Annotated in this window: 17 protein-coding genes and 1 pseudogene; 9 read left to right on the forward strand and 9 right to left on the reverse strand. The window is 45.6% G+C overall.

The annotated features are described in order from the left end of the window. Positions 1 to 83 precede the first annotated feature (83 nt). Positions 84 to 575 (forward strand): annotated as a pseudogene (locus tag NI464_RS08365) (AbiJ-NTD4 domain-containing protein); the annotation flags it as partial. 122 nt (positions 576 to 697) lie between these two features. On the opposite strand, the gene NI464_RS08370 reads toward NI464_RS08365, so the two are convergent. After that, positions 698 to 2,404 carry a GGDEF domain-containing protein gene (locus NI464_RS08370; protein ID WP_253138160.1) on the reverse strand — a complete coding sequence of 569 codons (1,707 nt, stop codon included), beginning with the start codon at positions 2,402 to 2,404 and terminating at the stop codon, positions 698 to 700. 1,119 nt (positions 2,405 to 3,523) lie between these two features. Between NI464_RS08370 and omp33-36 the strand changes: the two genes are divergently transcribed. Then, complete coding sequence (gene omp33-36 / locus NI464_RS08375) at positions 3,524 to 4,438, forward strand: porin Omp33-36 (RefSeq protein WP_257220113.1); 915 nt, start codon at positions 3,524 to 3,526, stop codon at positions 4,436 to 4,438. Between the two features lie 68 nt (positions 4,439 to 4,506). Here the strand turns inward: omp33-36 and NI464_RS08380 are convergent, their stop codons facing one another. From NI464_RS08380 to NI464_RS08395, 4 genes are all read right to left on the reverse strand, one after another. Continuing rightward, complete coding sequence (locus tag NI464_RS08380) at positions 4,507 to 6,477, reverse strand: BCCT family transporter (protein WP_004729199.1); 1,971 nt, start codon at positions 6,475 to 6,477, stop codon at positions 4,507 to 4,509. A gap of 172 nt (positions 6,478 to 6,649) precedes the next feature. Continuing rightward, a complete protein-coding gene (locus tag NI464_RS08385; RefSeq protein ID WP_253138161.1) occupies positions 6,650 to 7,366 on the reverse strand; it encodes an ion channel in 717 nt (238 codons plus the stop codon). A gap of 245 nt (positions 7,367 to 7,611) precedes the next feature. Next, positions 7,612 to 9,318: a cation acetate symporter gene (locus NI464_RS08390; RefSeq protein WP_004729195.1), complete on the reverse strand. Its 1,707-nt coding sequence runs from the start codon at positions 9,316 to 9,318 to the stop codon at positions 7,612 to 7,614. Position 9,319: 1 nt separating this feature from the next. After that, entirely contained in the window at positions 9,320 to 9,652 is a 333-nt protein-coding gene (locus tag NI464_RS08395; protein ID WP_004281374.1) for a DUF485 domain-containing protein, read from the reverse strand. Positions 9,653 to 9,834: 182 nt separating this feature from the next. Between NI464_RS08395 and NI464_RS08400 the strand changes: the two genes are divergently transcribed. Further along, positions 9,835 to 13,326, forward strand: a complete 3,492-nt coding sequence (locus tag NI464_RS08400) for a hybrid sensor histidine kinase/response regulator (RefSeq protein ID WP_004729193.1) — start codon at positions 9,835 to 9,837, stop codon at positions 13,324 to 13,326. A 411-nt stretch (positions 13,327 to 13,737) separates the two neighbouring features. Then, on the forward strand, positions 13,738 to 14,499 hold the full coding sequence (locus tag NI464_RS08405) for a hypothetical protein (RefSeq protein ID WP_253138162.1): 762 nt from the start codon (positions 13,738 to 13,740) through the stop codon (positions 14,497 to 14,499). Between the two features lie 89 nt (positions 14,500 to 14,588). Here the strand turns inward: NI464_RS08405 and NI464_RS08410 are convergent, their stop codons facing one another. Beyond that, positions 14,589 to 15,239, reverse strand: a complete 651-nt coding sequence (locus tag NI464_RS08410) for a response regulator (protein ID WP_004281370.1) — start codon at positions 15,237 to 15,239, stop codon at positions 14,589 to 14,591. Between the two features lie 376 nt (positions 15,240 to 15,615). Here NI464_RS08410 and msuE point away from each other — a divergent pair, with 376 nt between their 5' ends. The 3 genes from msuE to NI464_RS08425 all read left to right on the forward strand — a co-directional run bounded on the left by msuE (position 15,616) and on the right by NI464_RS08425 (position 19,046). Then, entirely contained in the window at positions 15,616 to 16,350 is a 735-nt protein-coding gene (msuE, locus tag NI464_RS08415) for an FMN reductase (protein WP_004647265.1), read from the forward strand. Between the two features lie 26 nt (positions 16,351 to 16,376). Continuing rightward, positions 16,377 to 17,489, forward strand: coding sequence for a dimethylsulfone monooxygenase SfnG (sfnG, locus tag NI464_RS08420; RefSeq protein ID WP_253138163.1), 1,113 nt, complete (start codon positions 16,377 to 16,379; stop codon positions 17,487 to 17,489). Positions 17,490 to 17,636: 147 nt separating this feature from the next. Next, positions 17,637 to 19,046, forward strand: coding sequence for a cryptochrome/photolyase family protein (locus tag NI464_RS08425; protein ID WP_121980015.1), 1,410 nt, complete (start codon positions 17,637 to 17,639; stop codon positions 19,044 to 19,046). A 61-nt stretch (positions 19,047 to 19,107) separates the two neighbouring features. Here NI464_RS08425 and NI464_RS08430 read toward each other — a convergent pair whose 3' ends face one another. Both NI464_RS08430 and acs read right to left on the reverse strand, forming a co-directional pair. Then, the gene (locus tag NI464_RS08430; protein WP_121980014.1) at positions 19,108 to 20,289 is read right to left on the reverse strand and encodes an acyl-CoA dehydrogenase family protein; all 1,182 of its coding nucleotides are present in this window, start codon (positions 20,287 to 20,289) and stop codon (positions 19,108 to 19,110) included. Positions 20,290 to 20,419: 130 nt separating this feature from the next. Next, complete coding sequence (gene acs / locus NI464_RS08435) at positions 20,420 to 22,366, reverse strand: acetate--CoA ligase (RefSeq protein ID WP_121980013.1); 1,947 nt, start codon at positions 22,364 to 22,366, stop codon at positions 20,420 to 20,422. Between the two features lie 269 nt (positions 22,367 to 22,635). Here acs and NI464_RS08440 point away from each other — a divergent pair, with 269 nt between their 5' ends. Together NI464_RS08440 and NI464_RS08445 are read left to right on the forward strand one after the other, a co-directional pair. Beyond that, entirely contained in the window at positions 22,636 to 23,214 is a 579-nt protein-coding gene (locus tag NI464_RS08440) for a DUF805 domain-containing protein (RefSeq protein WP_005108134.1), read from the forward strand. 106 nt (positions 23,215 to 23,320) lie between these two features. Continuing rightward, positions 23,321 to 24,301, forward strand: coding sequence for a mechanosensitive ion channel family protein (locus NI464_RS08445; RefSeq protein WP_004729187.1), 981 nt, complete (start codon positions 23,321 to 23,323; stop codon positions 24,299 to 24,301). On the opposite strand, the gene NI464_RS08450 is transcribed toward NI464_RS08445, so the two are convergent. After that, the gene (locus NI464_RS08450; RefSeq protein ID WP_004647257.1) at positions 24,275 to 24,988 is read right to left on the reverse strand and encodes a 16S rRNA (uracil(1498)-N(3))-methyltransferase; all 714 of its coding nucleotides are present in this window, start codon (positions 24,986 to 24,988) and stop codon (positions 24,275 to 24,277) included. The two genes, NI464_RS08445 and NI464_RS08450, sit on opposite strands and share 27 nt — an antisense overlap. Positions 24,989 to 25,035: the final 47 nt, after the last annotated feature.

A 25,035-nucleotide genomic window follows, 5' to 3' on the forward strand; every position in this document is an offset into this window, starting at 1 on the left:
AGCTAAAAGACTCGGTTTGAGATTCAATCTAATTGCTGGAATTTATAACTTGGAGCTGAGTAAAAAATGATTTATGAAAGAGGTCTAATATCAACAATATGCTAGAGCGTGAAAATAGTGCTTACCGAATTATAAATGACGAAATCATTCCAATAACTTCCGAACAAGAAATTCAATCCATCGAAACTGCTTTAGAAAATACAAATCAATATTTAGGTGTTCAACAACATTTAAATCAAGCTTTAAAACTGATGTCAGATCGTCAAAAGCCTGACTATCGAAATTCGATTAAAGAATCTGTTTCGGCATTAGAAGGTATGTGTCAAAAAATATTAAAGAAGGACAAAGTAACTTTAGGTGATGCAATTGGTCAAATTGAAAAACAATATCCAATACATCCTGCATTAAAAGCCAGTATTAAATCTTTATATGGTTATACATCCGATGCAGATGGTATTCGCCATGCAATGTTAGACGAATCAAATCTTTCTTATATCGATGCAAAATTTATGCTTGTTGCCTGCACAAATTTTATTAACTATCTGATCGACAAAACCAGAGATCATCCAAATTAGATCACATGACTGGCGACATGGATGTCGCCCGTTCGACTGTGCTAAAGGGACTTAGCATCAGTCGAACAAATGCATTTTGCTACTTTTGTGCAGTTCAAAAGTAGAGAAAACAGTCTTTTGAACTAAACCTCTGCCACCGCATTACGTCCTTTGGCCTTTGCTGCAAACAAAGCATCATCTGCATTTGACAATAAAGCCATCCAGGACACGGCACCAATGGCAACCCCAATACTGACCGAAATCTGAATCTCGTCTCCTGCTGCAGTCACAATATGACGCTCAGCCACTTCAGCCCGAATGTTATCGGCCACAATCAATGCCTGCTGCATCTGGATATTTTCAATCAGCACCAGAAATTCATCGCCCCCATAACGTACCAGCAAATCTGTAGCACGGACATTGGCCTTTAAACGCTCGGCCACCAGCTGAATCACCTGATCGCCAATAATATGCCCATATTGATCATTCACCTGTTTAAAATGATCAATATCAATAATCATCAAACAGGTTTGGCTCAATTGACCCGGCTGATTTTCCATAAAACGAATATATTCTTCTAGCGCGAAACGGTTGGATAATCCGGTTAAAGAATCGGAATGGGCAATATTCTTTAAACGGAACTCTAGCGCATCACGTTCTTGCAACATCTGTTGCAATTTCTGAATGGCAGCGAATAAAGAATCAGAATGATTCACTTCACGCAGCCGCATATCAATTTTCTGACGACCCAAGTTTTTAGACAAACTCAACAACATGCGGCGTGCCTGAATTAGCGGCAGAAAAACCTGTTTACGTGCAAAAATCATGGTTGAAATCGCGGTCAGCAATGAAATCAGCGATACCAACACGCTCCAGATCAAACGCTGCATATTGCTGTTCATCTCTTGAATAGCGGCATCTCTGCTATATTGCAGCAGGTAAGTTTGCAGGTCTACCACAGTCGAAAATTTATCTACGATCGCTTCAGTCAGCTCTGTTCCGCTCAAACGGTAGTCACGTTGCTCCAGACTGTCACTGATCAGCTCACTCACAATCGGTAAGCCTTGCTGAATAAACTCGGTTTCCACCCGCCGATGTAAACGGATGAATTCCTCAGTCTTATCTTTAACAGGTTGAATGGTATCAATCAAGGCCCACAAATAACGCACCTGATGTTGGGTCTGTAAAGAGCGGGTAATATTTTCAGTGGGAAGCGGAGCTTCAAAAGTCACATGCGCCATGATAGACGAGGCCACACGACCGGCCTGATCACGTAAATCAGATAAAAATAGAATCTGGCTAATATAGTTATTCAGAGGGGTCGATGAGCTATCTGAAGCCACCGCCACGTCACGCAAAAGTTCACGGCAACTTTCCCAGGCAGCAAACATCGCCAGAATCGCCTGATCAAGTTCTTGTGCACTACGTTGCTGACGTGGCATCCGGGTATAGGCATCAACCTGTGCACGCCCTTTTTTCAAACTATTCTCAAGCTGTGAAAGTTGCTGACTCAGGTTGTTAAAACCGACCTCCGTCAAAACATCAGCCGTCTGGGAGAGCTGCCGATCCACCTGTTGACGGTAGCTGATTAACTCTTGCTGATGCTGGGCAAATTCCTGCACCGAACTGGACATGGCCTTATTGGCAGGCGCACGCTCACGCGAAATTTTATTTGCCAGGTCAGCGACCTGCTGCAATGCATTCAATTGTTGATAGGTTTGTCTGGATTTTAAATAACTTTGACTGCTACTCACAATTAAGGGAATACAGATGCAAAGTAAACATAAAATAATAATCGACATCGACCAGTACAAACGTTTACTGATCCACTCAGAGCGTAAGGTATTCATGCTGTTGTATTACGCCCCAATATGACAAGCAAAGCTAAATAGATTGATTATTATACAAATAAAACAGGATGGTCTTAAAGCCTTTAGTCTTACTTCACTTATGTTTTTAATGAATTTTTATCATCTATTATTTTCAGATACTTAAGTTAGTTCATTTGAAACTTTAATGCAGGGTTTCATAACCACAATTCCCTATAAAGTCTTACAAAAGCAAGGGAATTTAAGCAGCTAAAAAATATAAAAACTTGCTTTCTGCACTATTTACACCTGCAACAAATAGGTGCATAATGCACCGCAATAGGGCGAGTTAAATTATTCCTCAGCAGATATTTTAGTTTACCCGCAAATTTTGGCGAAAAAAGCCCGATTTTCTATGAAAATCGGGCTTTTTTTTAGCTATTGAATTTTAGACCTCTATTTTTACTTTTCAATATGCACTATTTTGGTGCTTAAAATTATTCTAATATTTATTTTTCTCATCTTGTTTTGAGTTGAAGGTTTTTTCAGAAACGGAATGATCCGAAATAAAAAATGCTGGACAAAAAAAAGCCCAACCTTGGGGAAAGCTGGGCGATAAAACAAAAAATTGTGGAGAATCAGGCTAAATCACTATAAAAGTGTGAACTCTAACTTGATTTTCATATTATGTAAAATTCCCCTCAAAATGTAAAGCCGATTGCTCCAGTCAAGATTATAAAACATGCCCATTTAGCTCAAAAAACAGACACCTATTCTAAGATCCAAGCTGATGATGCTTTAAAATCAAGCAATCCAATCAAAGACCTGATGCGCCAGACATTTTGCACTTCTTGACACATTTATGAATTAACTCACCTATTATTAATTGTTTTAATAGATAAATGTATTATAATTAATCGCATTAATTGATTAAAATAACAACATAATTTCTCCTTAATCTTTAGTCCCGATTCTATATTTAAAGTCTAGATTTTTGTTATACAAGAGTTTTTATATAAAATAGCTTCGGAGCCTAATACTTGAATTTTACACAAAATTAATACAATGATTTAGCTTAAAAAAATAGCGATTTCGAATTGGATTGACTTAATAAATTGTTACAATACAATACGTTTTATGTTGTACATCTTTTGTAACAAAATGGTAAATATCATGAAAAAACTAGGTTTAGCCACTGCTGTATTATTAGCGATGACCGGTGCTCAAGCATATCAATTCGAAGTTCAAGGTCAGTCAGAGTACATCGACAACACTGCAAATGACAAAGACTTCACTGGCGCTGTTCAAGGTACTTACTACTTCAAAGATGTAGACGCTTCTAAAGGTCCTTTAGCTGAAGCTGCTTTCCTGAACCAAGCTTCTAATGTTGCTCTAGCGTATAGCTATGGCGAAAACGGTCAAGAAGAAGCTGGACGTTCACGTACTGTAAATCATACTTACGGCGTAAAAGGTGAAGCTTACGTTCCAACTTCAGTTGTGCCTGTTTATGCAAGCGCTTCTTATAGCCATACCATTGCTGATAGCAAAACTGCTAACGCAACTGACGATCAAGGCGACCGTTATGCATTAGAACTTGGTGCTTTAGTTGCTCCTAACTTCTTAGTTGCTGTTGGTTATACCAGCGTTGCTGACCAAGCTTCTTTAGATGCATTCAATATTGTGTCTAACGGCGTTGCTAAAGCTGCTCTTGAATCTGCAACAATTGCTGATAAGACAGATGCGATCACTGCACGTACTAAATACGTTGGTGCAATCGACGGTACTAACATGTCAATTGGTTTTGAAAGCGGTTTAGTTTATGGTGAAGATACTGCCTACAACTTAGGTACAACTCTTTTCCTTAACCCACAGTTAAGCGTTGGTGCTTCTTATATGGAATCTAGCTTTGCTGGTTCTCCAGACAAAGCTTGGGGCGCGAACGTAAACTACTTCATTACTCCTGCTGTTGCAGTTGGCGCATCTTATGTAAATGCTAACTACGAAGCAAATCTTGCGCAAACTGCTCAAGTTCGTGATACTCAAACGATCGGCGTAAATGCCAAATTCCGTTTCTAATTTCTGATTAGATTCTGAATCAAAAAAGGACGCATATTGCGTCCTTTTTTATTGTTTTATGACTCTGTTTACTCAGGCGTACGTACCAGACTTAAGAAGTGCAAATGACGTTCATATTGATCAATGATATCCTGCAATAGATCTTCTTGCGTCCACTCCATCACATCATAACCCTGCCCACCTTCTCTTAAAAAGACTTCTGCCTGATAGGAATCTACTCCCGCATTCTCCAGTTCAGCCATAAAGCTTGGACTTAAAGTCTGAGTGGCATTGACCTGATAGATAAAATTAATTTCATCCTGATGATCAACACGGAGCTGTATACCGTCTTCTAGCGGGCTAATCGCTACATGTAATCGGCGCCGTTTCAATTCACTTTGAAAGCTGAGAAATGCCTTATTCACCGTATTGTGAATATACTGCTGCACCTCTTCCTGAGTATGCGGATAATGCATGATCAGGCCTAAGCGCTGTTGCCAGCTGCGTGGATTCTGGATCGCACGCGGGGTAATCCGTGCGGCTTGCAGTGCATGCATTTTGGTGACATCCAGATGTAGGGCTTTGATTAATCCCCAACACATCAGCAGCATAATAAATGTAAATGGCAAAGCGCTCATAATCGTGGCCGATTGCAAGGCCTCTAAGCCACCGGCCAGCAAAAGGATGATGGCTAATAAAGCCATGAGTACGGTCCAGAACAGACGCTGCCAAGTCGGTGAATTATCACTTTTCGCTGTCAGATAATCAGTCACCAATGCCCCTGAATCGGCAGAAGTCACAAAGAACAGCATGACCAGTAAAGTTGCAATGATGCTGGTCACTGAGCTGAAAGGCAGATTGTTCAGAAACTCAAATAGGGCCACTGATGAATCACGCTGAACTGCCTCTAATAAGCCAGTATTGGCTTCATGCATAATGCTGTACAGTGCGGCATTGCCCATAAAGCCCATCCAGATCAGGGTAAATCCAGTCGGAATCAGCAATACACCCACGATAAATTCACGAATACTGCGGCCTTCCGAGACCCGGGCAATAAACATCCCGACAAATGGCGACCAGGAAATCCACCAGGCCCAGTACATGATGGTCCAGCCCCCAATCCAGCCACTTGGCTGATAGGCATACAGATTAAAGGTCATACTGAACAGATTTGAAACATACTGGCCGGCATTCTGAATAGTAGTCTGTAACAGATAAATACTCGGACCTGCCACAAAGACAAAAATCAGCAACAGCAGTGCAAGTACCAAATTTAGTTCAGATAAACGTTTAATTCCTTTGTCTAATCCAAAAAATACGGAAGTCGCCGCCATGACACTGACCACAATAATCAAAATGACCTGAGTACTGGGTGCCTGTTCAATGCCAAACAAATAGTTCAAACCTGAATTGATTTGGGTCACCCCGAAACCAAGCGTAGTAGCGACACCAAATACCGTACCAATGGTGGCAAAGGTATCGACGCCATCTCCAATCGGTCCATAGATCTTTTGACCAATCAGCGGATACAAGGCCGAACGGATTTTTAAAGGCAATTGATGCCGATAAGCAAAATAAGCTAACGATAGGCCAACAAGCGTATAAATGGCCCAGGCATGTAAGCCCCAGTGGAAAAAGGTGACCCGCATAGATTGTTGTGCAGCCAGTACGGTTTCAGGTTCACCGGCAGGTGGCGTGACATAATGCATCACCGGTTCGGCCACACCAAAGAACATCAGGCCAATCCCCATCCCTGCGGTGAATAGCATCGCAAACCAAGAGGCGCTGCTATATTTCGGCTGGCTATGGTCGGGTCCCAGTTTGATTTTGCCCATATCCGACAGGGCAATATAAACCAGAAGGATGAGAAATATCGCCACCGACAATACATAGAACCAGCTAAAGGACGTAGTAATCCACTGGTTCAGTTGCTGGGTGAAAACTGAAAAAGCATCGGGTGCAAATACGACCAACGCTAAAAATATCGCAATAATGGCGACAGTACTAATAAAAACATTTGGATTGATATTGGCAAAACAGGATGGTTTTGTGGAAGGCATACATCCTCCATTTTTTAAAAATTGGATCGACAAACAGCGTCAAATAATTATTGGTAAGGTCAAAATGATCAGACAGATTCAGTCTATGGGAGCTAGATCTCCTGCTATTTTAGGATGTGACACAAAATAAAGCCGTTAAGTTACTGTAACAAATACAATAAAAGGATGAGTCTTATTGCCCAGGCGGGTTTTTTCTATTTTTCACGTTCTTTTTATGCGGTAGACGTGCGATATATTGCAAGGCAATTAAGCGGGATACAATCAGCGCCAGATACATCACCCCGACAAACATCTGGATAATGGCTAGCATCCGTGCGACCGGACTGACCGGCATGATATCAGACAGTCCTGTTGCAGATTGCACACTGAAACTAAGAAAAATCAGATCCAGCCAGGGTTGATAGGCTTGCAGATCGGGGTCTGAAAAGCTGTACGGCACCAGCAGCTGACAGATACTGTAGAGGAAGGCAAAGCCCCAGGCCAGCAAGGTAAATACTGCGCCAGCGGCAAAGAGTTCATCCTTGGTCAGATAACGGTCATGAAACATATAACGCAGTAGGCCATAGGCTGCACTAAAATAAGCACCAGCTTCAAACAGGTGGGCGGTGACATGGATCCAGGTATAACGCAGTCCCAGCACAATCAGGGAGGAAAAGAGAATTGCACCGGCGACAAAGCTGAGTCCTAAAATGGTAAACATCGGAGTCTGGCGAATGACTCTGGCAATCACCAGCAAAACCAGAACACCCAGTACCCAGGTTCCCGCCCGATAAGACATGCTTCCATAACTCAATACCGACAAGATCAGGATCAGCAATTGCAGGCACAACAGCCATGCCGAAGGCAAATGGGTAAAGCTGTTCCAGAACTGCTGCAGAGATTGCTTCATAATGCCCTTCTTGTTGCTATTCTTGTTACTATCTTCATGTAGGGAATACATTGTTATTGTTAACAGCTTTTAACATAGCATGCTCAAAGCCACTTGCAGATATACGATTTGTATGAAAATTACTGAAATAACACTGCACAAATCCAGCCAGCTCAATGCAATACGGCATTTATCCTAAAGAAAAAACTTGATGATATCTCCATAAAAAAAGCCCCTGACGGGGCTTTTTTAGCGTAGCGCAGATCTTAGTGATCCGATGCGCCTGAGATACCAATACCGGTTTGTGAGCGTACAAACTGCGCATCAAAGGCTTTGCGTTCTGCCTGAGCCTGTGCCGAATTATCCGTCACAGAGAACAACCAGCAGCACAAGAATGATAATGGCATCGCGAAGATTGCAGGACCATTGAACGGGTTCACTGGCGTATCAGAAATACCCAAAGTATCGACCCATACTGCTTTAGACAGCACAATCAAGGTTACTGCGGTTACCAGACCTGCAACACCACCAATCACTGCACCACGTGTCGTCAAGCCTTTCCAGAACATAGACAATACCAGTACCGGGAAGTTGGCACATGCCGCAACAGAGAATGCCAGACCGACCATGAAGGCTACGTTTTGTTTCTCGAACAGAATCCCGAGAATCATCGCGAAGATCGCAAGACCTAAAGTCGCAATCTTAGACATACGTAGTTCCGATTCAGGCGTGGTTTGGCCTTTCTTCAACACGTTGGCATACAAGTCATGCGAAATTGCTGAAGCACCTGACAGGGTCAAACCTGCAACCACTGCAAGAATCGTGGCAAATGCAACTGCAGAAATAAAGCCCATGAACAGGTCACCACCGACTGCATCAGACAGGTGAACCGCCGCCATGTTATTACCACCCACCAGCTCCAGCTTGCCAGTCACTGCCATTTTCGCAACATCAAGGAATTGCGGGTTGTTCGATACATAGAGAATCGCACCAAAACCAATGATGAAGGTTAATAGGTAGAAATAACCAATAAAACCTGTAGCAACTACGACTGATTTACGCGCTTCTTTGGCATCTTTTACCGTGAAGAAACGCATCAGGATATGTGGCAGACCTGCGGTACCAAACATCAATGCCAGACCTAAAGAAATCGCATCAATCGGATTAGATGCCAGACTACCCGGACCCATGATTTTGGTCGCATCTGTCAGGCTCAAGTCATGTACTTTTGAGTAGACTCCAATCGCCTGTTCAAACATGTTGGTAAAGCTGAAGCCCACACCTTTCATAACCATGAATGCCATAAAGGTTGCACCAGACAGCAACATCACCGCCTTGATGATCTGTACCCAAGTGGTTGCCAACATACCGCCGAACATCACGTAGGCCATCATCAACAAGCCAACGATCACGACTGCAATGTTATAGTTCAGACCGAATAGAAGTTTGATCAGCTGACCTGCACCCACCATCTGTGCAATCAGATAGAACGCGACCACAACTAGTGAACTTAAAGCAGCCAAGGTACGTACCGGTTTTTCCTGCAAGCGGAAAGACACTACGTCTGACAGGTTGTATTTACCCAGGTTACGCAGACGTTCTGCCACCAGGAACAATACAATCGGCCAGCCCACCATGAAACCCAGTGAATACAGCAAGCCATCAAAACCGGACAGGAATACCATCGCGGAAATACCCAGGAACGATGCAGCTGACATATAGTCACCGGCAATCGCCAGGCCATTCTGGAAACCGGAAATACCGCCACCGGCAGTATAGAAGTCTTTGGTATTGGTGGTTTGTTTTGCTGCCCATTTGGTAATAAACAGCGTAGCACCTACGAAAATCACAAACATGATAATCGCGTGCCAGTTGGTCGCCTGCTGTTCTGCTGCACCCAGATCAGGACCAGCGAATGCAACGCCTGAAGCCACTATCGTGGTCGCTAGGGCAATAAGAGAATTCCATTTCATCTTAGTGGTGTCCTTTTTCATGCGCAATCGCTTCGACTTCACGGATTGCTTCTTCAGTCAATTGATCAAGTTTGTTATTGGCAATGTAGGAATACACACCACACAAGATAAACGACAGGACAATGATACCTAGACCAAGTGGAATACCCCACGTGGTCACACCACCTGAAATTGAAGACAATAGAAATTCTTTGTTGTAACCAACCAGCAACATGAAACCCACATAGACAAATAGCATAATGCCGGTCAACGTCCAGCTGAGCATACTTTTCTTGCGGACCATTTCCTTGAATTTTGGATTTTGTAGAATACGATCTACTTGTACCTCATCCATAATTACTACTCCTGTAGCCCAACCTTGGGCCTACTATTTTTAATTCGAATTATCACTATCACAAGTTAACAAGATTCGTATGTGCTTGTAATTTAGACTTTGGTCGTTAAAAAATGATCAATTTAAACTGCAGCGTTCATGATGCGCTATCATAGCGGCATGCTCAGCACACATCAGGCTATATGAACAGTTGGCTCATCATAGGGGTACTTGCCCTCTATATCGCATTACTCTTTATCTGCGCTTTTTACGGAGAAAAACATGCCAGCCGGCTGAGTACCCGTGGGCGCATGTTATTGTTCAGTTTAACTTTAGGGGTGTACTGTTCCTCTTGGACCTTTTATGGTGCCACGGGTGCTGCGGTACGTGAAGGGATTATTTTCCTGCCGATCTATCTGGGTCCGCTGCTCTTTGTTGCTGTCGGCTATGACATCTGGCGCCGTCTGGGACGGGTGAGACAACATCATGCCATTTCTTCGATCGCTGACTTTGTCGCAGCACGCTATGGTAAAAGTGGTCCCCTCGCCTCGCTGGTAACCATTCTGGCAGTGGTAGCGATTGTGCCTTATCTGGCCTTGCAGTTACGTGCGATTGCCTTAAGTGCCGCCGTCATTCTGGAACCTTCCGCAGGTGTAACCGGCACGACCAATGGCGTACTGTTTCTGACTGGGGTTCTGGCAATACTGGCGATGATGTTTGGTACCCGGCAGATTGCCAATACTGAACAGCATGGCGGCCTGATGCTGGCCGTGGCATTTGAGTCTTTTGTCAAACTCTTCGCCCTGCTGGCAGTTGCCTGTTTCTTTATGTTTGAAGCACCAGAAAATCTGGCACAGATCAGTAGCGATATCAGCACTACTTTTCATGATGTACAACTGTTTGGCGTGCCACAAAGTTTCTGGATTCAGACCCTGCTCGCGGCACTGGCCATTATCTGCCTGCCGCGTCAGTTCCATGTAGCTGTGGTTGAGCTACGTGATGAAAAACATATTCGTGGTGCGCGGCGTTGGTTTGCAGTTTATTTGATTCTGACTACCTTGGCGATTATTCCAATTGCCAGCTGGGCGCTACATGCTGCACCGCAATATCTGGCCATTCCGGATGTGGCGGTCCTGTCCTTACCACTTAGCTATAATCAGGACTGGTTGACCTTATTGGCATTTCTGGGTGGTTTCTCTGCCTCTACCGGGATGCTGCTGGTGTCTTCCGTGGCACTGTCAATCATGCTCAGCAATGACCTGATCATGCCGGCGTTGTGGCGTTTAAAGCTGATTTCCCGGCATGACAAACGCTTGCCGCTGGTGCTGAAATTTACCCGCCGGGTCTGTATTCTGGGCGTGATGTTGATGGGCTTCCTGTTCTTCAATTTCTTTAATGATATTGACCAGTTGTCGGTTTTTGGTCTGTTGGCATTTAGTGCGGTGGCACAATTCGCCCCTGCCCTGATCGGTGGCCTGTACTGGCGTGGCGGTAGTAAACAGGGTGTCTATGCTGGACTCCTGACCGGTTTTGCCTTGTGGGCTTATACCCTGCTGTTTCCAACCATTTTGCGAAGCCTGCCAGAAGCCTATAGCAGCTTTAGCCAAAGCTTGCTGAATCAAGGGCCTTTTGGCTGGAACTGGTTAAGACCGGAAGCCCTGATCGGTTTTGAGTCTTTTGATCCACTGACGCATGGCGTAGTTTGGGCACTGGGCTTAAATACCCTGCTGTATATCTGGATTTCCCGTATTTTCCGTCCGAGTATTGCCGAACAGATTCAAGCCGAAAGTTTCTTCTATTATGAAACCAAGCCACTACCCTCGCAGAGTCCTTCTAACGAGGTCAGCTATTCGCATCAGGATGTCGCCCGTTTAAAAGTCGGTGATCTGATTACCCTAGCTAAACGCATTACCGGCGAAGGCCCAACCACACGCGCTTTCCAGCAGTTCTGCACCCAAAACAGTGTTGAGCTGAATGAAAACAGCAGTGCCAATGGCATGTGGTGGCGTTTCACCGAACAGTATCTGGCGGGGACTATCGGGGCAGCCTCGGCACGTACCCTGTTGACCACAGCTATGGTTAATAATGGTTTGGCATTGGGTCAGGTCGCCAATATTCTCGATCAGGCCTCGCAATGGCAACGCTTTAATCAGAACCTGATCATGACCATGATTGATCACATGACCCAAGGGGTCAGCGTAGTTGATGAAAATATGTGCCTGGTCGCATGGAACAATCAATATCTGAAACTGTTCGATTATCCGACCGATATTGTCTATGTCGGTTGTCCAATCGCAGACCTGATCCGTTATAACGCTGAACGTGGTGAATGTGGCCCGGGCTCGGTTGAAGAACATGTACGGAAACGGATTCACTGGATGCAGGTCGGCAGTGCCCATGAATTTGAACGGATTCGTAAAGATGGCCGCGTCATTCAGATGCGCGGCAATCCGATCGAAGGCGGCGGGTTCGTTACCACTTTCGCCGATATTACTGCCTTCCGTGAAAATGAAGCCGTACTTGAAGCCCGGGTTCAGGACCGTACCCAGCAGCTGGCCGATGCCCTGTCCGAGCAGCAACTGGCGCGGGAACAGGCGGATAAAGCCAATATGTCGAAAAGCCGCTTCATTGCCGCCGCCAGTCATGACCTGTTGCAACCAATGCATGCTGCGCGTCTGTTCAGTACCGCACTCGAACAAAGCGTGCAGAATGATGAAGACCGCAAGACCTTACAACAACTGGATCGTGCTTTGCATGGTGCAGAAAGCATGTTGTCTGCCCTGCTGGATATTGCCCGACTGGAAGGCGGCACCATTCAGCCGAAACGTCAGGCTTATCCGCTGCATGACCTGCTCAGCGATCTGGAACTCCAGTTCAAATCCATCGCTGCACAACGTGGTATCAAGTTCAGTGTGCATGATGCACAGTTCTGGATTGATACCGATCCACAATGGATTCGCCGCATTATCCAGAACTTTGTCAGCAATGCGTTGCGTTATACTGCCAGAGGTAAAGTGGTGGTCGGTGTATTACGTTCGAGCAGCAGACCGAATCATATCCGTATTGGCGTTTGGGATACCGGACCCGGCATTGCCGAAGAACAGCGCATCAAGCTGTTTCAGGAATTTGAACGTTGCGGTCACACCTCACCTTGGGGTGAACAGGGTCTGGGTCTAGGTTTGGCGATCGTACAACGCATGACCAGCATGCTGGACTATCCGGTGCATGTATCTTCTGCGCTGGGCAAAGGCTCCTGCTTTATGATTGAAGTGCCTGTGATTGAGGCACCTAAAGTTGTTGCAGCACCGGTTCAGGCCGTACCTTTAAAGAGCAAGGCCTTTAAGATTCTATGTCTGGATAATGATGAAACCATTCTGGAAGGCATGTCGACCTTATTGACTAAATGGGGCTATCAGGTATTTAAAGCCACCGAACCTGAGCAAGCAGCCATGCTGATTCAGCAGGAAAATATTCAGGTTTGGCTGGTGGATCAGCATCTCAACCAAGACAAGATTGGTCTGGATTTCATTCTGGAACATCGTTCAAAGGATATTCCGGTCGCCTTGATTACCGCTGACTCCGATCCGGAATTACCGCAACGTCTAAAAGAGCTAAACATTGTTCTGCTGAAAAAACCGCTGAAACCGGCCTCATTACGTTCATGGTTATCTGGACTGAAAATTTCCGACTCCTAAGTAGATACTGATCTGATCAATGCCCATTTCAAACCTTGAGATGGGCATTTTTTATACTCAACTGCCACATAAACTTACCTAGCTTGCATAAAATTTATTCTAATGTGCTAAAAGCAGCAAATATGCCGAAAATACAGCTGAATAAATTGACCAAAATGCTCATTTTTTAATTCACTATGGCAAAAACTGACGAATGTATTAATATACATGTGTACACTTAGTTACAATTAATTATCTTATTGTTTTTAATAAAAATTAAAGAGTAATTTTCCACTACTATAACTTTAGTCGTATTTTTTATCCCCGGCACTTGGCTCTAAAAATAGAGGAATAAGAAATGATCAGTTGCCATCTCATGCAGTCTTAATTTTTTTGGTCGCTGATCTATTTCTGCATATCGGAGTTCTTCACATGAACATAGATCAAAACCATGGCCTGAATCAGACCCAGCAGTTTCACCGTCAATATGGCGCCAACGCCTTATTGCCAAGCATTGACTGGGCACAGATCTTTAAATACAGCAAGCTGAATGATGCCCAGTATCAGGCACTGGAAACGCTGTATCAGAGTGCAGTACCCCTGGCACTGCAAGTCTTTGACGAATTACATTTTGATGTCTTTGAACCTTATGCCTACAAGCCGCAAGGTCTGGGACTATTTGAAAAGATTGCTGAACAGGAAGACAAGCTGATTCAGTCTTTAGAAGCTGAAACAGAGAACCTTCCAGCAAAAACCCGTCATCAGATCTGGAGCATGTTGCTGCGTGGTGGCGCGGTACTGGTCTTTAAGGCCTGGCTGGGTAAAGTCAAAAATGAAGAAGATTGTCTGGACACCAGCCAGTTTGATGAGCTGTCTGATCTGTTATTTATCAAAACCTGCCCACATGAGCTGGCGCAGCGTTTACATGTCGATCCGAATACGCGCGACGAACATGTCTTCCTGATGTATGACAATGAAGTTTATCTGGATCGTTTTAACAGTCTGGAAACTGCGGCACTGTTTGTGGATCTGGGTGTATATGATGCGACTTTCCTGAGTTTGCGTGATGATCGCGTGGCGGAATATCTGAAATCGAAAGGTTATGTCACTGAAGAGCAGATTGACGAATTGCAATGTGCCTTAAATCCATTGTTTTGTGATGATTTCACCCGCAAGCAGGATTATATCGCCTAGCTGACTCAGGCCTTTGCACTCAATTTTTCAGATTTCACCCATAAAAAAAGACCTCCAAGGAGGTCTTTTTCAATTCGGCTATGCAGAACTTACATTTTGCGGTCTTCAATATTCAGTGCATTAATGGCCAATACCGCTTGCGTCCGGTTTTGTACTCCGAGTTTACGGAAGATTGCCGTCACATGCGCTTTAATCGTCGCTTCTGACACATCCAGTTCATAAGCAATCTGCTTGTTTAATAAACCTTCAGCCACCATCATCAATACCCGGAACTGTTGCGGCGTCAAAGACTGGATCCGTTCTGCCAAAGCCGTTTCATCGGCAGCACGCGGATCAAAATTCATATTGGCTGGCAGATTTGGTGGTAACCAGATTTCACCTTCCAGCACTTCACGAATCGCTTCACCGATATGGCTTGGGTGGGCAGATTTAGGAATATAGCCCATTGCACCATGCGCGATCGCACGCTGGATAATGCTGACTTCTTCATGTGCAGACACGACAATAATCGGTAAAGACGGATATTGTGCGCGGACATGCACGAGGGCAGAAAAGCCGGAAGCGCCCGGCAGGTTTAAATCCAGCAGCACAAGATCAGGCTCAGGGCCATTTTCTAGACGTTCATAAAATTCATTGACTGCCGCAGTTTCATGAATCTGGGCTTGTGGCAGGCTATAACGTACAGCTTGAATCAAGGCATGACGAAATAGTGGATGATCATCAACGATTAAAATATTCATAGGCAACGTGAGAGAGATCTTGGCACGGTAGCCCCTATTCTAACCACACAACCCGGTTAAGGATATGCAAGACACTACAATTTTTAAAATAATATGCAGTTTTTCTTCAAAATTGCCCATTTTTGCACTATTGCAATAATTGTTTAATTCTCATCACTTTTTTATATATCACTTATTCCTCACTGAAAAAGCTTATCTTTATTCAATATAAATATAAATATCATTCACTTACCCACAAAACCTTCCTTAAAAATCAGGCCTTTGTCGTATATCGCAAAATCAGATAACTTTTCAGCTTTTCGTTATTTTACAGCCCTTCGCTGAATCGGGATTAATAGGGTCATTCCGAGATTAACCCTATTTTCAGGTTCTAAATATGTCTAATTTTAATGCGCAAAAACCCTTAAATATTGTTGCCGTATCTGGCGGTTTAAATCACCCCTCAAAAACCGAAGCCTTGGTTCAGGCCATTCTGGATGAGCTGGGTGAAGCGACACCGATCAATGTGCATTTCATTAAATTTAGTGAAATTGGTTCGCTCTTGGGCGGCGCGATTTATCGCAATCAGTTGCCGCAACGCGTTCAGAATGATCTGGCAGCAGTAGAAGCCGCAGATGCGCTGATTGTTGGCACTCCTGTGTACCGCGCTTCATTTACCGGCCTGTTCAAGCATTTCTTTGACTTTGTTGAGCAAACGGCGCTGGTCGATGTTCCGGTATTACTGGCAGCTTCTGGTGGCAGTGACCGTCATGCGCTGGTGCTTGAACATCAACTGCGTCCTTTATTCAGCTTCTTTCAGGCACAGACTTTACCGATTGGGGTCTATGCCACCGACCGCGATTTCACCCCTGAATATACCATTCACAGTGAATTGCTCCGCGACCGGATTACCCTGGCTGTGGCGCGTGCCTTGCCGATTCTTGAATGGGCACCAGCCAAGGGACAACGTGCTGAAGTCATCAAAGAAAAAACCATTCAAGCCAGTCAAAATCTGGGCATTAACAAGCAGATCGAACAGGAAGAAGTGCTGCCTTCAGCAGCCGTGCCGAGCCTGGATGCCGCAGAATCGCGCTTGCACAGCAAGAAAGCACCAAAGACTCAAGTGGCTTGAACACAGCATTGCAGAGGGTGATGAATATGTCGAATGATAAAAATATCGTATTTGCCTATTGGGTGCCGAATGTCAGTGGTGGCCTGGTGGTTAGTAATATCGAGCAGCGCACCGACTGGAGCTATGACTATAACGTGCGTCTGGCACAAACCGCTGAACAGGCAGGCTTTGATTATGCTCTGACCCAGATCCGTTTTACTGCGGGTTATAACGCAGAAAACCAGCATGAATCGGTCAGCTTCAGTCATGGCATTCTGGCCAAAACTGAACGCCTGAAAGTCATTGCCGCGATTCTGCCGGGTTCATGGAAGCCGGCACTGGCTGCAAAACAACTGGCGACGATTGATCATCTGAGCAATGGCCGGATCGCGATCAATGTGGTCAGTGGCTGGTTCCGCGGTGAGTTTGATGCCATTGGTGAAGAATGGCCGGAACATGACGAGCGTTATGCCCGTTCGGAAGAGTTTATCCGTAGCCTGAAAGGGGTCTGGAGCCAGAATAACTTTAATTTTGAAGGTAAATATTATCAATTCAAAGACTATACCCTGAGTCCAAAACCGCTACAAAAACCGCATATTGAAATCTTTCAGGGCGGCAGTTCCCGGGCAGCACGTGATATGGCTTCTCGCGTATCTGACTGGTACTTCACCAATGGCAATACCCCGGAAGAGCTGAAAAAACAGATCGATGATATTCGTGAAAAAGCCAAGGCAAATCATCACTCGGTGAAAATCGGCGTAAATGCCTTTGTGATTGCACGGGATACCGAAGAAGAAGCGCAGGCTGTATTGCAGGAAATTATTAGCAAGGCCAATGTGCAGGCAGTGAAATCTTTTGGTGAAGCGACCCGTGAAGCCGGCGCAGCAAGTCAGGAAGGTGAAGGCAACTGGGCCAAATCCACCTTTGAAGATCTGGTGCAATACAATGACGGGTTCCGCACCAATCTGATCGGGACACCGCAGCAGATTGCTGAACGGATTATCGAGCTGAAAAAAGTTGGCGTTGATCTGATTCTGTCAGGCTTCCTGCACTTTATTGAAGAGGTTGAATATTTTGGCCAGAAGGTGCTGCCTTTGGTCCGTGAGCTTGAAGCACAACAGGCAATGCCTGTGCAGCAAGAAGAAGCTGAGCCCGTATAATTATTCCAATAAATCTCAGCAGATTCACTCCCTCCCTCAAGGCTCGGCTTGGGGGATTTTTTTATGTGATAAAATTGTTGTCTGGCTAGGTTTAAAACCATCAATTCCTTAAAATTCTGCACTAACGACTTTCCAAGAATTTTAACAATGCAACTGATCTGGTTTCGTCAAGACCTCCGCATTCATGATCATGCCGCGCTCTGGCATGCCACCCAGCAAGGCAGCTGTATAGCAGTGATGGTGCTCTCTCCCGAACAATGGAAGCTGCATCAGGATGCCCGGATTAAAATCGATTTTTATCTGCGTCGACTCATTATCTTAAAGCAGCAGTTAGCGCAGCTGAATATTCCATTAATCATTTTAAATGTTCCCTTATGGCAAGACCTGCCGGCCGAAATGCGAAGCCTGTGCCAAAAACTTCAGATTGATACGCTACATGCCAATATTGAAGTGGGCGTGAATGAACTGCAACGTGATGCACAGGTACAGCAGATGCTGGAACAGCAGCAGATCCGGGTCGAGCTGTATCATGATCGCAGCCTGTTTCCACTGACCAGTATCCGTAACCAGTCCAATCAACCCTATCAGATCTATAGCGCATTCAAGAAAAAGTGCTATGAGCGACTGATTCAGAATATACCGGGCTGTTACCCTGACATTCAGGCTCAAGATCCGGTTGAATTACCAGACCAGTTGACCAGCTTTGATCTGCAAAAATTTGCGGCTAATTATGAAGTCGATCATGCTGCCCAGCTCTGGCCTGCGCAGGATCATACTGCCTTAGAGCTGCTCGATGATTTTATCGAGGATAAAATGGCTCACTATAAAACTGAGCGAGAGCTACCTGCAGTCGATGGTACCAGCCGCCTGTCACCGTATCTGAATATCGGTATTCTCTCGATCCGTCAATGTATGCAGACCCTGTTTAAGGACAGTTATTTCCAGATTGATGATATCGGTCAGCAGACCTGGCTGGATGAACTGCTCTGGCGCGAGTTTTATCTGCATACCCTGTTTGATTTTCCCCGTGTATCCAGGCATCGGCCTTTTAAGGAAAATACCGATAACATCCAGTGGCGCAATGCACCGGATGATTTGGCTGCCTGGCAACAAGGACAAACCGGGATTCCAATTGTCGATGCCGGCATGCGGCAAATGCGAGCCATTGGCTGGATGCATAACCGGGTACGCATGATTACTGCAATGTTCCTGTGTAAAAACCTGCTGATAGACTGGCGCTTGGGAGAACGCTGGTTTATGCAGTATCTGATTGATGGTGATCTGGCGGCGAACAATGGCGGTTGGCAATGGTGTGCTTCGACCGGCATGGATGCCGTACCCTATTTCCGGATTTTTAACCCGGTCAGCCAGTCACAGAAGTTTGATCCGAATGGGGATTATATTCGCCGCTGGGTGCCGGAACTGGGGCATCTGGATGCTAAATCTATTCATGAACCCTATGCCAAAAATCCGGATCTTGAACTGGATTATCCAAAACCGATTGTGGATTTAAAAGCCTCTCGTGTAAGAGCGATTGAAGCTTTTAAGCAAATTTAAAACCAAACTTTTTCATCCCGAATAAAACAGCCTCCGATAAAGAGGCTGTTTTATTTTTAGATCAGGAATAAAAACTCGGATCAGGCACTTTTCCAGTCAGCACCCATTCCCCCACTTCCTGATATTTATAATCGATCGGGTCATGCAAGGTCTGGGTGCGGACATTGCGCCAGAAACGGTCAAGATTGAGCTTGGCCGTGGTGGCCCGCGCACCCATCACCTGGAAAATATTCTGGGTAATATAGAGAGAGGTATTGGTTGCGGCAATTTTGGCTGTGGCAATGGCAACTGAGACTTCACCGCGCTGCTCAGCTGTTAAATCATTCCCAAGCTCCCAGGCTGCCTGTAAAGCCTGAACCGCTTTATCTGCCAGTAAGCGTACCCCTTCCAGTTGTACATAAAACTCAGCGAAATGCTTCTGGATAAAAGGATCATTCACCGCATCGTCTGTCAGTGATTTGGACCAGGCTTTTTGGGTCTGTACACCCTGTCTGGCGATTTCAAATGCCCCTTCTGCCACGCCCAAAAACAGATGTACGAAAATCAGCTGGGCGATCAAAGGACGCAGGCTGGAATACGGCGTACTCAGTGGACCCGGATTTAACAGCAATTCATTTTCATGAATTTTGACCAGCTCAAAATGACTGGTACCACTGTCGGTCTGGCGTTGGCCCATATTGTTCCAGTCCCCCAGAAAACTTACTCCTTCGCGTTGGGTAGGAATCACACCAATCAGCAATTTTCCGGCTTCATTATAGCCTGAACACAACAACATATCTGAATCGATCGAACCCGAGCAGAAGCTTTTATCACCATGGAAAATATATTCGTTTTCTGAAACTTTTATGGCTGTGGTACGACGGTCCAGCGGATTTAGAGTATTACCCCAGAACAGATTATTTTGGGCAGTCTGTTCAAACCACGGGCCATATTGTTCCGCTTGGGAAAATAATTGCACGGTCGCAATCAGCAAATGGTGAAAGCCGTAGACATGCGCCAATGAACTGTCGACCCGGGCGATCACTTGAATGGTTTTAAAAATGGTCTGCCAATCTGCCTCCTGACCGCCGTACTGTTTTGGAATGGACAGGTCAAGCAAGCCACTCTGACGAATCAGGTCACGCTCGGCTTTGGGATTACCCCCCTGTTTGTCCCGCTCTGCTGCAGTTTGGGCAAAAGTTTCAGCCAGTTCCCGGGCAATCTCTAAGGGCGACTGATCGAGATATGATTGTCGTATATTCATTGTTTTTGGACCTATATTCAGCATGGCTCGAGCTTAGCAGATTGCAGCCTGTCACTATATCCGAAAGCATGCAGAGCTTATTCCCGATATAAAAATACCGGCAGGATGCCGGTATTTAAAAAGTTTAAATTTAAGCTTTATTACGCTGTACCTCTGCGATCAGATGATCCACCACTTGCGGTTCAGCCAGGGTCGAAGTATCTCCGAGACTGTCCAGCTCATCGGCTGCAATCTTTCTCAGGATCCGGCGCATGATTTTGCCGGAACGGGTTTTCGGCAATGCCGGTGCCCAGTGCAAGGCATCGGGAGTCGCCACTGGCCCGAGAATCTTGCGTACCCAGCTGACCAGTTCTCCACGTAATTGATCTGAACTGGCAACATCAGCCTGTAAGGTCACAAAGGCACAAATTCCCTGACCTTTAATATCATGCGGCATACCGACTACAGCGGCCTCTGCTACCGATTCATGCGCCACCAGTGCACTTTCAATTTCTGCAGTACCTAAACGGTGTCCGGATACATTCAGGACATCATCCACCCGGCCGGTAATCCAGTAATAACCATCTTTATCACGACGCGCCCCATCTCCGGTAAAATAGGTACCTGGATAGGTCGAGAAATAAGCTTCAATAAAGCGCTCCGGGTCTCCCCAAATGGTGCGCATCTGACCCGGCCAGGAATCCTTAATCACCAGATTGCCCTCAGCTTCTCCTTCCAGCTCCTTGCCATCGGCATCGACAATGGCAGGCTGTACGCCGAAGAAAGGTCGTGTCGCAGAGCCCGGTTTTAAATCAGTCGCACCCGGCAATGGCGTAATCATAAAACCGCCAGTTTCGGTCTGCCACCAGGTATCGATGACGGGACAGCGGCTTTCACCGACCACGGTGTAGTACCAGTTCCAGGCTTCCGGATTAATCGGCTCACCAACTGATCCTAAAATTCTCAGGCTACTGCGATCACTTTCCCGCACAAAAGCATCGCCCTCACGCATCATGGCGCGGATCGCGGTCGGTGCAGTGTAGAGAATGGTGACGTTATGCTTATCGACAATATGTCCAGTACGCGCCCAGCTTGGATATTGCGGCACACCTTCAAACATCACGGTGGTGGTCCCATTCGAGAGCGGCCCATACAGCACATAGGAATGCCCGGTGATCCAGCCCACATCTGCGGTACACCAGAATACATCATCCTGCTTGATATCAAATGCTTCACGGAAGGTGCAATTCACATAGGTCAGATAACCGCCAGTGGTATGCATCACGCCCTTGGGCTTGCCGGTGGAACCTGAGGTATACAGGATAAACAGCGGATCTTCGGCATTCATCGGTTCGGGTGGACAGATGTCATTCACTGACATAATTTCCGTGTGATACCACAGATCACGTCCTTCCTGCATTTCAATTGGGTTACCGGTGCGGTGTACCACCATTACATTTTGAATCGAGTCTGTACCCGCCAGTTTCAGTGCTTCATCGACATTGGCTTTCAGTGGAATGGCCTTACCGCCGCGCATGCCGGAATCCGCAGTAATCACCATTTTCGCCTGACAGTCTTCAATCCGGCTGGCCAAAGAATCTGGCGAGAAACCACCAAATACCACGCAATGTACCGCCCCGATCCGGGCACAGGCCAACATAGCAATCGCAGCTTCAGAAACCATCGGCATATACAGCATGACCCGGTCGCCTTTCTGGATGCCATTTTTCTTCAGCACATTGGCAAAACGGCAGGTTTCATCATGCAGCTCGGCAAAGGAAATAATCTTGTGCCGCGAAGGATGATCCCCTTCCCAGATGATGGCCGGTTTATACGGATGTTCTTTCAGGTGCCGATCCAGACAGTTGGCACTGACATTGAGCTGACCATCGGCAAACCATTCGATTTTAAAATCGTCTTTGTTAAAGCTGGTATTTTTGACTTGGGTGAAGGGCTTGATCCAGTCCAGACGTTGCGCCTGTTCTGCCCAAAATTTATCTGGCTGTTCTATAGAATATTGATAACGTTCAAAGTACTGGTCTTCGAGCGTACGTGCTGTTTTTTTAAATTCATCGGGTACTGGATAGATCTCTTGCATAGGTCACTTCCTTGATTTTGTTCTATCTCATCACGAGAGGTTAATGCTGCGTTGTTGATTGTTTTTTATGCATAATGGCAGTATGGCCTGCTTATTTCAAATCCGGCAATCATGCTTTCGTCGTAGATTATTTATACAAATTCAATCAAAATAAACCACAACTTACAGTACAGAATCTTCTGCGCAAATGTGTATGATCTGTAGCACAGCCCTTAAAAATAAAATTGACCGCTTGTGGTTATTTCATCTGATTTAGCAGGATACGCTTTATGAAATCGCCTGAATCTCCCTACTTTAGCCCGCCTGCGCTGCCTGCATCGGATCATCCCCTGTCGATGAAAGGCCGCTTCGGACGCTTGAGCTTTATTGCCTGGTCGGCATTTCTGTATTTCATTTTTTTATTTGGCAGTATTGCACTGGGTCTCAGTATTGATATTGTGAATATTTCTACCCATTCTCTAGATCCCAACTGGCTGATTTCACTGCAAGGCTTGGCCAGTATCGGTGTACTGGTCATGGTTCTGGCCTATGTGTATTTCGCTTTAGTGGTGACCGTTCGCCGTTTGCATGATATGAACCGCAGTGGCTGGTGGGCGCTATTATTTTTACTGCCGGTAGTAAACATTTTTGTATGGCTTTATATCGTTTTTGGTTCGGGCGATCGCGGCAGTAATCAGTATGGTCCGGCACGGATCACCTTGCTCTGGGAAAAAATTCTGGCCTGGCTGATGATTATCCTGACCCTGCTTAGCCTGTTGGGATCTATCGCTTTATTCAGTTATATGAGCGGTGAAGAACAAACACCTACCCCCACGGAAATGATGCAAAAAACCACCAAATACTTTTAACAACAGCGCCGTTATTTTTAAAATTATCCAATGGTGACTTCGAGCCCTTATTAATTTTTTGCTGAACATCAGGCAAAATAGGCAAAATTTGAATTGTGGAATTTTTGTGGCAGAGCAAAACAATACCTTAAGCCAGGTAACTGAGGGCACCACGGAGTTGTTACATCAGGCAACTGAAAAAACGACCAAGACCGTGATTGAACATACCGCCAAGTATAATGATGCCTACAGCACCATTGACAAAATCATGGAGGGCTTCTGGGAGCGTGTGCCTTATTTCTGTATCGCACTGATCGTGATTACGATTTTCTGGTTACTCTCCAAAGTCTTCAAGTTTTTCGTACGTAAAACTTTGGAAAACCGTTCTTATACCCGCCAGAATCTGGTATTGGTCCTCAACCGTGTCGGCAGTACCTTTATTATTTTCTTTGGTATTCTGATTGGACTGGTGATTGCGGTTCCTGGCTTTACCCCGGGTCAGCTGATGAGTGCCCTCGGAATTGGTTCGGTCGCGATCGGTTTTGCCTTCAAGGATATTTTCCAGAACCTGCTCTCTGGTGTGCTGATTCTTCTCAGTGAACCGTTCAAGATTGGCGACGATATTATCGTGAATGGCATGGAAGGTACCGTTGAAGATATCCAGATTCGTGCGACCTTTTTACGCTCACCAGATGGCCGCCGTATCGTGATTCCAAATGCCACGGTCTACACCAGTGCGGTCACAGTCAATACCGCCTATACCCGTCGCCGCTGCGAATTCGTGGTGGGGATCGGCTATGAGGATGATATCCAGAAAGCCAAAGACCTGATTACCGCTATTTTAGATAAAGACCCCACCATCCTGAGCCAGCCTGGCTTTAGTGTCAATGTCACCGCGTTGGCTGACTTTTCCATTACCCTAAAAGCTTTCTGGTGGGTCGATACCACTGAAACAGGCACCGGAACTTCAATCAGTGCGGTGCAGGAACGGGTGATTCAGGCTTTTGCCGAGCATAATATTTCGATTCCGTATCCGGTACAGGAAGTCAAAGTCTATCGTGGTGAAGGCAATGATGATGCCTCAGCCCGCGCTAAACAGACGACCTAAAACATACGGAATCACGGTTTCTGTACGGATAATACGGTTGCCCAGACTCACTGCCTGACAGCCGTTTTTGATGAGTAAATCGACTTCATATGGAATAAATCCGCCTTCCGGACCAATAACAATCGTACAGGGATGCTCAATCGCAAATGGCATCGCCTGCTCTGCATAAGGATGTGCCACATAAGCCGGGCAATCTGTACTAATCAAACCCGGCAAGATATCTTCAACAAAGGGTTTAAAACGTTTATACAGCTCGATTTTTGGAGCAACCGTATCCCCTGCCTGTTCTAGCCCCAATTCGATATAATGATTTAACTGCTGTAAAAATGGAGTTTGCCAATAGCTTTTATCGACACGGTAGCTATGTAGTAAAATGATTTTTTCAACGCCCAAGGTGACACTGTCCATGATCAGACGGCGCAGCACTTTCGGACGTGGCAAAGCCACAATTAAAGTCACTGGCAATTTTTCTGGAACAGCTTCTTCTTGCAGTGGTTTCAAGCGCACTGCTTTTTCAGAGATTTCGACAATTTCCGTCAGGTAACGCTGACCTTCCCGAATTCCGACTTTTAACGTATCTCCCACCTGAATCTGTAGATGTTGCTGTAAATGTTCCAGTTGCCGAGTTGAGGTAATGGACCAAAGTTCAGTTTCGGTTTGACGTGGGTCAAGCAGGACGATATTCATAAGGAAGATAAAACCAAAACATTAACATGCAAAATATTCAAATTAGG

The organism is Acinetobacter lwoffii, assembly GCF_024129685.1.
GTDB classification, from domain to species: Bacteria; Pseudomonadota; Gammaproteobacteria; order Pseudomonadales; family Moraxellaceae; genus Acinetobacter; species Acinetobacter lwoffii_X.

Bases quoted from the DNA above. Each gene is read 5' to 3' on its own strand.
- NI464_RS08370 (WP_253138160.1), bottom strand. From the start codon at position 2,404: ATGAATACCTTACGCTCTGAGTGGATCAGTAAACGTTTGTACTGGTCG.
- omp33-36 (WP_257220113.1), top strand. From the start codon at position 3,524: ATGGTAAATATCATGAAAAAACTAGGTTTAGCCACTGCTGTATTATTA.
- NI464_RS08380 (WP_004729199.1), bottom strand. From the start codon at position 6,477: ATGCCTTCCACAAAACCATCCTGTTTTGCCAATATCAATCCAAATGTT.
- NI464_RS08385 (WP_253138161.1), bottom strand. From the start codon at position 7,366: ATGAAGCAATCTCTGCAGCAGTTCTGGAACAGCTTTACCCATTTGCCT.
- NI464_RS08390 (WP_004729195.1), bottom strand. From the start codon at position 9,318: ATGAAATGGAATTCTCTTATTGCCCTAGCGACCACGATAGTGGCTTCA.
- NI464_RS08395 (WP_004281374.1), bottom strand. From the start codon at position 9,652: ATGGATGAGGTACAAGTAGATCGTATTCTACAAAATCCAAAATTCAAG.
- NI464_RS08400 (WP_004729193.1), top strand. From the start codon at position 9,835: ATGAACAGTTGGCTCATCATAGGGGTACTTGCCCTCTATATCGCATTA.
- NI464_RS08405 (WP_253138162.1), top strand. From the start codon at position 13,738: ATGAACATAGATCAAAACCATGGCCTGAATCAGACCCAGCAGTTTCAC.
- NI464_RS08410 (WP_004281370.1), bottom strand. From the start codon at position 15,239: ATGAATATTTTAATCGTTGATGATCATCCACTATTTCGTCATGCCTTG.
- msuE (WP_004647265.1), top strand. From the start codon at position 15,616: ATGTCTAATTTTAATGCGCAAAAACCCTTAAATATTGTTGCCGTATCT.
- sfnG (WP_253138163.1), top strand. From the start codon at position 16,377: ATGTCGAATGATAAAAATATCGTATTTGCCTATTGGGTGCCGAATGTC.
- NI464_RS08425 (WP_121980015.1), top strand. From the start codon at position 17,637: ATGCAACTGATCTGGTTTCGTCAAGACCTCCGCATTCATGATCATGCC.
- NI464_RS08430 (WP_121980014.1), bottom strand. From the start codon at position 20,289: ATGAATATACGACAATCATATCTCGATCAGTCGCCCTTAGAGATTGCC.
- acs (WP_121980013.1), bottom strand. From the start codon at position 22,366: ATGCAAGAGATCTATCCAGTACCCGATGAATTTAAAAAAACAGCACGT.
- NI464_RS08440 (WP_005108134.1), top strand. From the start codon at position 22,636: ATGAAATCGCCTGAATCTCCCTACTTTAGCCCGCCTGCGCTGCCTGCA.
- NI464_RS08450 (WP_004647257.1), bottom strand. From the start codon at position 24,988: ATGAATATCGTCCTGCTTGACCCACGTCAAACCGAAACTGAACTTTGG.